Annotated in this window: 12 protein-coding genes; 6 read left to right on the forward strand and 6 right to left on the reverse strand. The window is 47.0% G+C overall.

Translation table 11 applies throughout. The features are described 5' to 3' along the window. The first annotated feature begins 110 nt into the window (after nucleotides 1-110). Nucleotides 111-1,607, forward strand: coding sequence for a M4 family metallopeptidase (locus U719_RS15660; RefSeq protein ID WP_023469756.1), 1,497 nt, complete (start codon nucleotides 111-113; stop codon nucleotides 1,605-1,607). Between the two features lie 105 nt (nucleotides 1,608-1,712). On the opposite strand, the gene U719_RS15665 is transcribed toward U719_RS15660, so the two are convergent. The 3 genes from U719_RS15665 to U719_RS15675 form a co-directional block, all read right to left on the reverse strand. Continuing rightward, the gene (locus U719_RS15665) at nucleotides 1,713-2,579 is read right to left on the reverse strand and encodes a hypothetical protein (protein ID WP_023469757.1); all 867 of its coding nucleotides are present in this window, start codon (nucleotides 2,577-2,579) and stop codon (nucleotides 1,713-1,715) included. Between the two features lie 68 nt (nucleotides 2,580-2,647). After that, complete coding sequence (locus tag U719_RS15670; protein WP_023469758.1) at nucleotides 2,648-3,631, reverse strand: YhdH/YhfP family quinone oxidoreductase; 984 nt, start codon at nucleotides 3,629-3,631, stop codon at nucleotides 2,648-2,650. Between the two features lie 128 nt (nucleotides 3,632-3,759). Further along, a complete protein-coding gene (locus U719_RS15675; protein ID WP_023469759.1) occupies nucleotides 3,760-4,527 on the reverse strand; it encodes a hypothetical protein in 768 nt (255 codons plus the stop codon). 141 nt (nucleotides 4,528-4,668) lie between these two features. Between U719_RS15675 and U719_RS15680 the strand changes: the two genes are divergently transcribed. Continuing rightward, on the forward strand, nucleotides 4,669-6,306 hold the full coding sequence (locus U719_RS15680; RefSeq protein ID WP_023469760.1) for a glycosyl hydrolase family 28-related protein: 1,638 nt from the start codon (nucleotides 4,669-4,671) through the stop codon (nucleotides 6,304-6,306). A gap of 40 nt (nucleotides 6,307-6,346) precedes the next feature. Here the strand turns inward: U719_RS15680 and U719_RS15685 are convergent, their stop codons facing one another. The 3 genes from U719_RS15685 to U719_RS15695 all read right to left on the reverse strand — a co-directional run bounded on the left by U719_RS15685 (nucleotide 6,347) and on the right by U719_RS15695 (nucleotide 9,172). Further along, the gene (locus U719_RS15685; protein WP_023469761.1) at nucleotides 6,347-7,168 is read right to left on the reverse strand and encodes a DUF1028 domain-containing protein; all 822 of its coding nucleotides are present in this window, start codon (nucleotides 7,166-7,168) and stop codon (nucleotides 6,347-6,349) included. Between the two features lie 99 nt (nucleotides 7,169-7,267). Beyond that, nucleotides 7,268-8,671 carry a YfcC family protein gene (locus U719_RS15690; RefSeq protein ID WP_023469762.1) on the reverse strand — a complete coding sequence of 468 codons (1,404 nt, stop codon included), beginning with the start codon at nucleotides 8,669-8,671 and terminating at the stop codon, nucleotides 7,268-7,270. A 219-nt stretch (nucleotides 8,672-8,890) separates the two neighbouring features. Continuing rightward, nucleotides 8,891-9,172, reverse strand: a complete 282-nt coding sequence (locus U719_RS15695) for a putative quinol monooxygenase (RefSeq protein WP_023469763.1) — start codon at nucleotides 9,170-9,172, stop codon at nucleotides 8,891-8,893. A gap of 156 nt (nucleotides 9,173-9,328) precedes the next feature. Between U719_RS15695 and U719_RS15700 the strand changes: the two genes are divergently transcribed. The 4 genes from U719_RS15700 (at nucleotide 9,329) to U719_RS15715 (ending at nucleotide 12,270) form a co-directional block, all read left to right on the forward strand. After that, nucleotides 9,329-9,814: a cupin domain-containing protein gene (locus U719_RS15700; protein ID WP_023469764.1), complete on the forward strand. Its 486-nt coding sequence runs from the start codon at nucleotides 9,329-9,331 to the stop codon at nucleotides 9,812-9,814. An 86-nt stretch (nucleotides 9,815-9,900) separates the two neighbouring features. Next, nucleotides 9,901-10,791: an aldo/keto reductase gene (locus U719_RS15705; protein WP_023469765.1), complete on the forward strand. Its 891-nt coding sequence runs from the start codon at nucleotides 9,901-9,903 to the stop codon at nucleotides 10,789-10,791. Between the two features lie 13 nt (nucleotides 10,792-10,804). Further along, nucleotides 10,805-11,737 (forward strand): aldo/keto reductase, encoded by a 933-nt coding sequence (locus tag U719_RS15710; protein WP_023469766.1) that lies wholly within the window; start codon nucleotides 10,805-10,807, stop codon nucleotides 11,735-11,737. Between the two features lie 83 nt (nucleotides 11,738-11,820). Further along, nucleotides 11,821-12,270, forward strand: a complete 450-nt coding sequence (locus U719_RS15715; protein ID WP_023469767.1) for an OsmC family protein — start codon at nucleotides 11,821-11,823, stop codon at nucleotides 12,268-12,270. Nucleotides 12,271-12,350 lie beyond the last annotated feature (80 nt).

Below are 12,350 nucleotides of genomic sequence, written 5' to 3' on the forward strand. Positions count from 1 at the left end.
AGGTACTACGGACTATATTCAGAAAATTCGATTTAATTCGAATGACTTATTCTCGCTTTCTTCATTCTTTGGCATAGTTAGACTCAACCCAAACAAGGAGGCGATTTATTTTGAAAAAGTTTCTCGCTACATCGCTTGTCGCAAGTGTACTTGTTGTTCCTACAGTCGTAGGTGCAGAAGGTCTTCAGTCTGGTAAACTCACGAAAGCTTCGTCAGAACCAGCTGCAACGATCGTTAAAGATTTCGTGAACAAAAAAGGTGACTTTGCTGTTCAGAACGTCGAAAAAGACGGATCTTCACAGATCGTACGTCTCCAACAAGAAGTGGATGGCGTCCCTGTCTTTGGTAGTGTCGTCGTCGGGAACGTCGCGAAAGACGGTACTTTGAAAGCAGTCGTAAACGATGCGATCAACGTTAAAGGAAAACCAGGTCTCGCGAAAAAAGCAACGCTCTCTGAAAAGAAAGCGATCAAGCTTTATCAAAAAGCAATCAAGGCTTCTAAATTCGAAGTCGCTCCAAAAGCAGAACTCGTCATCTATCCAGTAAAAGATGATGCTGTGTATGCATACAAAGTCACATCGACTGTCCTCGCGGGCAAAGAGCCATCACGTTGGACATACTTCATCGATGCGAACTCAGGTAAAGTACTTAACAAGTTTGACCAACTCGCTCACGCAACAGGTACGACAGTACTTGGTACAAGCGCAACATTCAATACGACGTTGAGCGGTTCAACGTACTATCTTCAAGATACGACGCGTGGTAAAGGTGTCTACACATACGACGCGAAAAACCGGACATCACTCCCAGGAACACTCTGGGCAGATGCAGATAACGTCTTTAACGCGACATATGACCGCGCTGCTGTCAGTGCACACGTCAACGCTGCAAAAACATATGATTTCTATAAAAACACATATGGTCGTAACAGTTACGACAACGCTGGTGCACGCTTGAACTCAACAGTTCACTATTCAACGAACTACAACAACGCATTCTGGGATGGCACGAAGATGGTCTATGGTGACGGAGATGGCACGACATTCGTCGCACTCTCGGGCGCACTTGACGTCGTCGCTCACGAATTGACACACGCTGTCACAGAATACACAGCTGGTCTCGTGTACCAAAACGAATCTGGTGCGATCAACGAAGCCGTTTCAGATATCATGGGTACAGTAGCTGAGTATACAGTCGGATCGAACTTCGACTGGCTCGTAGGAGAAGACATCTACACACCTGGAGTTAGCGGTGACGCACTCCGTTCGATGTCGAACCCAGCTGCTTACGGCGATCCTGATCACTACTCAAAACGTTACACAGGTACACAAGATAACGGTGGTGTCCATATCAACTCTGGTATCATCAACAAAGCTGCTTACCTCCTCGGTAACGGTGGAACGTTCTACAACGTATCTGTCACAGGAATCGGTGTACCGAAACTCGGTGCGATCTACTACCGTGCCCTCAACACGTACTTGACTCCGAACTCGAACTTCAGCTCACTCCGTGCAGCAGTCATTCAATCGGCAAAAGACCTTTACGGTTCAACAAGTGCGGAAGCAACAGCTGCAGCGAAATCATTTGATGCAGTAGGCGTCTACTAAGAAAATCTCCTCCCAAAGGATTTTCATATTTCCTCCCGAGTGTCGGACTCGGGAGGTTTTTTGCGCAAAAAAGACGGATTCGCTTGAAGCGAATCCGCCGTTCATTCATTCTTGTCCAGGATCACGCGCAAGACGTAGACGCATCTTGCCGTTGTCCGGGAACACTTTTAGTTGTAAGGATTCTCCCTCGTACCATGTACCATAGCTCGTATCGACGACGGGTTCACCCAGTGTCGATAATCCACCAGTCGACGCATTCGTCCAGTCGATTGCTTCAATGATTCCGTCCGAGACAACGAGCAGATATCCAGCATTCGAGAAGTAGTACGTATTGACGGCATCCTTTTGTGTATTACCGACGGCACCGTACTTCTTTTCGAATTCAGCGATCGGTTTTCCGAGATACTGCTCCGGCTTGTCGATTGGTTGGTTGGCGACTGCTTGTGAGAGCGCCGTAAGAACGGCTTTGTCTGATGTCCCTTTTGGTGCTTCTAAACGAACTTCACTTTCCGGTAAGTACCCTTCGATACTGTCATTGAGTTTGAGATGAACCATGCCGTCCTTCGCATCTAACACCTCATAGACATCACCTAAATCTGCTTTGTAGATGACACTACTACGACTCGCATCGCTATAGACATTCGCGAACGGACGTGTCACCCAAGCCGCTTGCGCATACTCTGCTGCTTTTTTCTTTGATTTTTTCTTTTCTTTTTTCGCTTCTTTTTTATCTTTCGACGCTGCTGTTTCTTTCTTCGACTCATCGTTTTTCGTTGCTTGATCGGTCGTTTTCGGCTTCTCGAGCGTCGATGTTGCTTGAGAGGCGTCGTTGTTCGTCAACATATATAACCAACCACCGACGATGAATACCGTCGCGAGAATACCACCAAAGGCAATCCCTCGACGATTTCGTTTTTGTTTCCGTCTTTCTCGACGCGACTGTCGTTCTTGTTCTTGTTGGTGTTCACTCATGTATGGTTCCTCCTGAAAAAGTCGACACAGTTTTTCCCCACTATACCACCAATGTTTACTCGAAATATTTAAATTTCGATGACAGTTCGACCACGATGACGTGAAGTCAGCAAGGCTTCTGCGACTTCAGGTAAGTCGTTTAGTGTTTTGACGTCGACTTCTGACGCAAGATCGACCTGCCAGTCACTCGCTAAACGTTGCCATAGCTCTTCGCGATAGGTAATTGGTGTTTGCACCGCATCGATTCCGATCAAGCGGACGCCACGTAGGATGAAAGGATAAACTGTCAACGTCATTTCTGCCCCACCGACGTTCCCACACGTCGTGACGACACCACCATATTGTACGAAGCGAATGACGGACGCGAGCAATGGTCCCCCTACCGTATCAATGACACCGGCATAAAGCCCCTTTTTTAGAGGACGATCGGTTTCTTCTAGGAACGTAGCACGATCTAGTACCTCAGCCACTCCCTTTTCAAGCAACCGTTCTTGTTCTACTCGTTTTCCGGTCACGGCATGTACCGTGTACCCTAAGCGAATCAGTAAAGCAATCGCAACCGTACTAACGCCACCCGTCGCTCCCGTCACGAGGATCGGTCCTGCATCCTTCGAGACGATTCGCGACAATTCATCAACCGATTGCGCTGCCGTCAATCCAGCCGTTCCATATTGCATCGCTTCTAATGGATGAATGGATTCTGGAAGTCGCGTCACCCAATCGGCTGGTACACGTATGTATTCTTGAAATCCGCCCGAAGTGTTCATCCCGAAATCAAAGCCATTGACGACGACGGCTTGACCGATGTGAAATCGTTCATCTGTCGTTTGTTCGATGTATCCTGCTGCGTCAACGCCCGGTGTATGCGGATAGGATTTCGTCACCCCACGATTACCCGACATCGATAAAGCATCCTTATAGTTGACGCATGAGTGCGTGACACGAATCAGGACGTCTCCTTCTGGTAAATCATCGACGTTCTTTGTCTCGATGTTCCCCTCATACGATCCGTCGACTTCTCGGACGACGAATGCTGAAAAAGTGTGTTCCATGATCTCTCTCCTTTCGCTTGTGCTTCTCTATACCCTGTTGTTTCCATCGACACACTAAAAATCCCTGCCGTTTTTCAAAGAAGCGACAGGGATTGAGGATCATATACAACAGCAAGTCTCGAGCGTTTTCAATCAAACTGATGCATAAATGCTCCGAATTCTCCCTGAATCGTTTTCTTGTCCATCTCCGATAACGTTGTAGCATTTTCTGTGTACCGTTCTAAGAGATAGGCTTTTATTAAGAGATGGGAAGGTTGAAATCCGATTCGCAGGAACCATTCCTGAAACGTTTCTGTATCATGCCGCTGTAAACGGACTGGGAGGATCCGATTGAACTGGATGAGCTGTTTGCGAATCCAGGAATCTGGTAAATCAATTTGTTTCTCTGTCAAAATAAAGTCATTATGTGGAGGCTGTACTTGGAGATCAGTTTTTATCAGTTCTTCACTGTGCTTCTTGGTCTTTCGACGTTTCCGCCAAACGATATAGCTTATGATGAATAGAGGGAGAACAAGCAGACTCATCAGTAACATCGATGAGGACGATCCTCCTTTTTCATTCGCACCTCTCTTAGCATTTTCAACCCCTACAACGATCACCTTACTCTTTTTCGGTTTAAGATCTTTCTGTTCTTTCGGCTTTTCGTTCGTGTCCCAAACACGCAAATCTTCATCATTTTTCATCTTCTTTTTCGGCAACCACGAAAGAAAAAGAATGTTTAACAATTTTCCATTTTTCTTGCAGTTCGGTTTACATGATCTGTTCATTTCGATTCCAGACGTCTGAACCGCTTTTGGCTTTATTGCTTGAACAGCCGCTTCTGTCAGTGGCTTACCGATTCCTAAGATTAGCAAAATCAGTCCGATACCAATTACGAGTCGTTTTCGAAGTGACATCAGAAAACCCCCTCTTTTAAATACCATTATAATCCATATTAAAAATTTTTGTGTATTTTTATGGATGTCTTGAAACAAGGAATGATTGTGTAAAGAGAGGGGAAAAGGTAGACAGACCTATTCAGAGAGGGGAACCATTTCATGTTAAAACTCGATCACACGCATGATCCGTATCAAAATGCGGCGTTGATTCAGGAATACGTTAAAACGTCAACCAACGAACAAGCAGTTCGACAAGCGGAACAACTGCTACACGATAGTCCATTCGTCGCACCACGACGCAATCCTAACCTCAGTCGAACGCTTCGTTCGATGATCTCGCCATTATTTTTGACGAACCGTGATAAACATATTCTACCGCTGACACCCGCTTTCGTGACACAACGCGATGAGATTCGACCAAGTTGGTTCGGTCGTCTCAATCATGAGTTCGAACGTTTGATCAGCGATGTCGAAACTGTCGATGTTACTGCTTTTGGCGCAGTCGGTGATGGACAGACGGATGATACACAAGCGTTCATCGACGCGCTTGGTGATGGACATCGACAAGTCCATGTCCCGGCCGGTACGTACGTCGTTCGAGGGATTCGTTTGCCTAGTTACACGATCTTAACGGGGGCAGGCAAAGGGAAGACAATCTTAAAGATGCACGATAAGGCACCAAAAGGCCGTCGTCTCGTGACGAATCAAAATTATCTTCTCGGCAATCATCATCTCCTTATCGAGAGAATGACGCTCGATTGGAACATCAAACGCATCGGTGACGCGAAAAAAAGTAGCACATGGGGCAACCACTCCAGTTGTCTCACATACGCGCATGTCACCTATGGCTGGGTCTTTGATGTCGAGGCCGTCAACCCGGGACTTCACTGTTTCGATATTTCGACGCCCTATTACAATTACAACGGGGACGGCGCCCGCGCGAACTTAAGTAGTTCATTCATCTGGTTCGACGGATTGACCGGTTCCGGATTCGGCGATGACGGAATCACGACGCACCATAGTGACCATCTCTTCATCTCGAACTGCTTCATGCATGACCCAAGTGGACGTGCCCATGCAGAAGGCTTCTCCAATTCAAATGGAATCGAGATCGATGATGGATCACGCGACGTCTGGTTGTTCAACAACGCAACAAGTCGGTGTTTCGGTGGACTCGAAATCAAGGCACATGCGACTTCTTCTGCTGCCTCAACCGTCAAAATCGTCGGTCACCTATCGATTGATGATCATCGTGCCTTTAACTTCCGACATATCGGACACCATCAGGCGACTGATCCGACGTCTCAGACGGCTTACAATATCATCGCAACGCGCTTGATCGCTCAAACTCCTCAGTATACGGAGTTATATGCGAACTCAAAACCGCGCGCACTCGTCGTTTCCGCTTACCGTAACGTCGTCATACATGATTTTACGGTGCTCGGTGATCCGTATTATGACTATCAAGAACAACCGATGATCGGAATTCAATATAAGGCACGAAACGTCACGCTCAGTCAGTTGAAGATGAGCGGATTCCGTCAAGCGAAAACGGATATTCAAATCTTTGGTGGAGAAAACGGGGCTGAGGATATACGCCTTCGTGATATTCGGATCGAGGATTCCGCTAAACACGGAATTACGATCGGTCCAGACATCACGCATGTCAAGCTGACGAACGTGGCATTAAAAGGAGACGGAACAGTTGGCTTAAACGCTAAATCGGAACCGGAAATGGAACGATTCATCGCGACCGGATTTAAAGTACCGATTCGCGCCCAGTCGACACAAGTATGAACAAAATGACAGGATGGACCGCGGTCCATCCTGTCATTTTTCATTGGGATCGAATATACGCGAGAACACGTGTATCAATCGCACGATCCGCTTGTTCGCGCATCTCGAAGTTTTCCGTATGCAGATATGTCCGGAACGCGTCTTCGAAATCACCCCGGTAGCCGAGCGCTAATAATTTATCCATCAACTCTGACTCTAAGACATCATCAATCGGCTTGATTTCTTCCGGCTTACTCGGTTGCAGATACAGTGTATGCAGTTGATAGATGCGTTCGAGTTCTTCAATCGGACTCGGATGATCGTCAACGCGTAAATCAATATAGCGGTCGTTGAATCCACCGTATCCGCCACCCTCCTTGACGACGAGCAGTGCCGCTGATTGCATTCCGCGTGAGTCCCCGCCTGCTGCTTGACCAGCTGCTAACGCACGCAACAAACGTTCTGCAAGCGGACCTTGCGTCGATTCAAAGACGCGTGCCATCTCTTTCACCGTATTGCCGTCTACAAGAATATTCCCTTGCGCTGCAAAGTGTTTACCGGCAATACCGCCTGCCCAGTCGTTACATCCCTCACCCGTGAATGTCGCACTCTTGCCATTCGCATCGATAATACCGACCTGGCGATCCGCTCGTCCTTCATCTGCTTCCGTTAATCGACGTATTACTTCGTCCGCTGAAGCGCCTTGTTCGATCATCCGCAATCCTTCAGGACCATACGTCGTGTTTGCAAACGACTGTGTCGCTACCGCACCCACTCCTGCCTTCGCAAACGGAACAGCACTCCCGACCGCTAAAAACTTCGACTGAACGGCAACGCCCCATGCTTGTTCTTTTTCACAATACCCAACGATTGAATATGTCACTTCAGTTCCCCCTTTAGTCATTACCTATTCCGTTCGTGATAACGCTTCCCGATTCCTGCAACTGAAAAACCTTCCGGACACCTGTCCGGAAGGTCGACTTCATTGAATACCAAGTGTCACAGCGAGTAATAAGGCAGCACATGCCAAGGCAATCCAGATCGCGAAGAGTTTCCAGACGAAGCGTAACCATTGCTCATACGGAATGCCTGCAATTGCGAGAAATGCCATCAAATGCGCGCTCGTCGGGAAAATCATGTTCGTCAGTCCATCTCCATATTGGAATGCTAAGACAGCCACCTGACGCTCGATCCCTAATAAATCGGACAATGGTGCCATGATGGGCATCGTCGTTGCCGCTTGTCCACTCCCGGATGGAATGAAGAAATTCGTAATCAATTGCACGGCGTACATCCCGATGACAGCAAAGAACGTCGGTAAATGTCCTACGGCATTCGATAAGCCGTAAATGACCGTATCGATAACACGTCCTTCTTCGAGAATGACGACGATTGCTCGAGCAAACCCAACAATCAAGGCGCCGAACGTCACAGCTTTCGCACCGTCAATCAAACTCTCGAACGTTCCGTTTACACCAAGCGTAACGATTCCCGCAATCATCCCGATGATCAAGAAGGATGCGGTTAATTCCGTCAAATACCATCCCCATTCAAAGATTCCGATCACATTGAGCGTAATTCCACCGATTAAAACCAGTAAGACGAAAGCATGACGTTTCGAAAAGCGTGAAATTGTCGTCGCTGCTTCTTCCGAGCGACGTTGTTCAAGATCATAAACCAGACTGCGCGCCGGATCATGTTTGACTTTCCGTGCGTAGTTCATAACATAAAGAATCGTTACCGCTAAAAATACGATATACACAGCCGTTCGATATACGAGACCACTAAAGAGCGGTACTTCCGCAATTGATTGAGCGACACCTACCGTAAACGGATTCAACATCCCACCGGCAAAACCAACCGCTGCCCCTAGACTGACGATCGCGGCTCCTGTCATCGCATCATATCCAAGGGCACGCGCTAACATGATCCCAATCGGCACGAAGATGATCGTTTCCTCTGCCATCCCGATCGTCGCCCCGGCAATCGAAAAGACGAACATCGTCATCGGAATCATGATGTGCCCTTTTTGACCGAATCGGCGAATCAATTGATTGATTCCTGCTTCAATGGCGCCGGTTTGACGAATGATGCCGAAGACACCACCGACAAGAAAGATATAGAAGATGATCGCAGCACCCGCTTCCATGCCTTTTGGGATTGCTTCAAATAAACCAAAGAGATTGACAGGTGCAGACTCTACCGCGCGATATGTACCGTCGATGACGACAGTCTGTCCGTCTTGCTTTTCACGATCGAATTGTCCTGCTGGAAGTGTGTACGTCAAGATGACTGAGATGACGAGAATCGCCATGATGATGGCATATGTATGAGGCATCTTGAAGAATGATCGCTTCGACTCTGGTGCATTCGTTCGTTCATTCATGATAAAAGCCTCCTTTTTTGTGTCATTATAAGAATAATGCCCTAATCAGGGAAAAACTAACAGTTTCAATGAAATGTCATACGATTGTAAAAGAAAAGTGGAATACTTCTAACTTAAATAGAGGCTTTAATCGATCATATCGCATGAAACAAAAAAGGAAGATATGCTAGGTCACGAACCTAGAATACCTTCCTTATGTGTTACGTCAATCTCTTATGATTATGCTTGGAACGATTGAACGTCTAACGGTTTAGCAAGAGCCGTTTGTGCAAACGCAACGAATTGTCCGAAATGAGCACTCGTGTTGTGTGCTTCGATTGCAGCTTGGTCTTCCCATTTTTCAATCATCATGAAGACATTTTCGTCTTCTGTGCTTTGGAATAAGTCATAGCTGATGTTTCCTGCTTCAGCACGTGATCCTGCAACTAGTGTTTTAGTTGCTGCTAAAAACTCTTCTCGTTTTGCGGGTTGTACTTCTAATTTTGCTTCGATGGCGATCATCGGAAAGCCTCCTTTGTAATTTCGTTAACTTAAGCATCTTAGCACCTCCGAATTCGTTACGCCATAAAGATGCTCGGACGATTGATGATATTTAATTACGGGTAATTACAGATGTAATTATTACTTTGTGCCACACCAGAGAAAGGAGCAACGAAGATGCGCGTTGAGGTATTTTATTTTGAGGATGACGGGCACATTCCGAACAACCCGACATTCCCCGTGTTGATTTATCGGCACGCATTTGCAGAGCCATCACACATCGAACAGACCTTCCATGCACATGACTGGCGTAACAGCTGGGTGGATGGGATTTTTGACTTTCATCATTATCATAGTATCGCTCATGAAGTGATCGGGATTCTTGAAGGGCATGCAACCGTTCAGCTGGGTGGTCCGCTCGGTAAGACCTTCACTTTGACGAGCGGAGATATTCTTTTACTTCCTGCAGGTACGGGACATAAAGCACTTGATACAAGTCGACACTTTCGAGTGATCGGTGCCTATCCGGATGGTCAAGACTACGATACGCTGACAGGTCAAACAAGTGAACGCCCGGAAAATCTTCAACGTATTCGTCAGGTGATGCGCCCAACTCAAGATCCTGTATTCGGTGATCACGGTCCTTTGTTTGAGCATTGGTGACGTCTCCTTCTATTGAAGAAGACGTTTTTGTTCGGAGTTCGCGTGGTAAACCCTACTATTGTCTCTCTACTAAAGGAGGAAGAACGATGAACGCAACAGAAAAGACGTTGATACTTGCTGCATTAAAGCAAAAAACGGTGACGTTTCCCGATCAGACGCATGTTCGGGCACTCGGACAAGGCACATGGCGAATGGGAGAAGAGTCGGAAAAGCACGAAGCAGAAATCGAAGCACTCCGTGTAGGTCTCGATAGTGGAATGGAGCTCATCGATACGGCAGAGATGTACGGGGAAGGTGCTTCTGAAGAATTGATTCGCGACGCGATTGCAGATCGACGAGAGGAAGTCTTTCTCGTCTCGAAAGTGTATCCGCATCATGCTGGCGGAGAAGCATTAAAGCAGGCTTGTTCCAACACACTTGAACGCCTCGGCACCGATTATCTCGATTTGTACCTCCTTCACTGGCGTGGTGATATTCCACTCAAAGAAACGGTCGAAGGGCTGGAAGCTTTAAAACAAGAAGGCAAGATTCGCCGTTGGGGTGTATCGAACTTTGACGTATCAGACATGAAGGAACTGTTAGCACTGCCAGGTGGTGATCAATGCGCTGTCAATCAGGTACTCTATCATCTTGGATCACGCGGAATCGAGTATGAATTATTACCGTTACTACGTGAGCATGGTATTCCAGTGATGGCGTATTGCCCACTAGCAGAAGGTGGTTCATTACGCGATCAACTTCTGAATCATCCGACTGTCGAAGAACTCGCTGAGACACACGGTGTGGATCCGGCACAGATTCTACTTGCATGGGCGATTCGTGAAGGTGATGTCATCGCGATTCCTAAGGCTGGTCAGGCACATCATGTCGAAGCCAATGGTCGCGCTGCGCTTCTGGATTTAACAGAGGAAGAGCTCGCTGCACTTGATCAAGCGTTCCCAGCACCAACAAAAAAAGAACCACTCGATATCGTTTAAGGAGGTCATTTTCATGACAAAACATGTTCAACTTGGTCAATCTAACCTATTCGTTCACCCCATCGGTCTCGGTACAAATGCTGTCGGTGGACACAACTTATATCCGAATCTCGATGAGCAAGCCGGACGCGATCTCGTTCGTGTCGCTTTGAAGCAAGGAATCAATTTTCTCGACACAGCTTTCATCTACGGACCAGAACGTTCGGAGGAACTCGTCGGTGAGGTCTGGAACGACACAGTCGCTCGAGAAGATGTCGTTCTCGCGACGAAAGGTGCGCATCAGTTCGTTGACGGAAACGTCGTCATGAACAATTCACCAGACTTTCTCCGTCAATCGGTCGAAGAGAGTTTAAAACGTCTTCAGACAGACTATATCGATTTGTATTACATTCATTTTCCGGATGAATCAACACCAAAGGATGAAGCCGTCGCTGCACTCGCAGAACTGAAAAAAGAAGGAAAGATTCGCGCAATCGGTGTCTCGAATTTCTCACTCGAACAACTGAAGGAAGCGAACAAAGACGGACATGTCGACGTCTACCAAGGGGAATACAACCTATTCAAACGGGATGCGGAAAAAGAATTACTCCCGTATATCGTTGAGAACGGTATGTCCTTCGTCCCGTACTTCCCACTCGCTGCTGGATTATTGGCAGGGAAATATACAAAAGAGACGACGTTTGATGATTTACGAAAAAACGATCCTTTGTTCCAAAAAGATGTCTTCGAGGAAAACCTCGCAAAAGTCGATCAACTACGTCCGATCGCAGAAGCACATGATGCGGAAGTCGCACACATCGTACTCGCGTGGTATTTGGCACAAGACGGCATCGATGCCATCATCCCTGGTGCGAAACGACCGGATCAGGTGACGGATACGTTGCGTACGTTAGATGTTCAGTTGTCACAAGAGGATATCGAAAAAATCGACCAGATTTTTAGCTGATTGTTCTCTTCGTATGTACATGAGCAGAATAGGCGAAAAATCATGCTGAACTTCGTATGATGGAGGCATGGAGGCGATTGATCATGAAACACCATTTTCATTTAACCGCAGACTGGCCGGGCAATCGCAATGATGTCGGTCAAATCGAGACGGGTGAACTAAAAACAAAAATCTCAATTCCGGACGCCATGGATGGTCCAGGGGTTGGTACGAATCCAGATGAGATGTTACTTGGGGCTGCTGCTACGTGCTATATCATCACGCTTGCCGCGATGCTTGAGCGTAGTCACATTCCAAAAGTCTCGTTAACGATGGAATCTGAAGGCATCGTCGATGTCACGAACGGTGTCTTCACATACGACGCGATCATTCATCGTCCGAAACTCTTATTGCCATCCGATCTGTCGGATCGTGATCTGGAGAAGGCGCAACGTCTTGCTGAAAAAGCGGAAAGTTCGTGTATGATTACGCGGGCACTGGCTGGTAATGTTAAAGTATCGCTTGAGGCTGTTGTGGAGCGAGTCTCAAATTAACAAACTAAAATCATCGTTTAACTTTTTAGTTAAATGATGATTTTTTACTTTATTTAGCTATTTATTGGTATATTATTGAT

The sequence above is a fragment of the Exiguobacterium sp. MH3 genome (assembly GCF_000496635.1).
In the GTDB taxonomy this organism is placed as follows: domain Bacteria; phylum Bacillota; class Bacilli; order Exiguobacteriales; family Exiguobacteriaceae; genus Exiguobacterium_A; species Exiguobacterium_A indicum.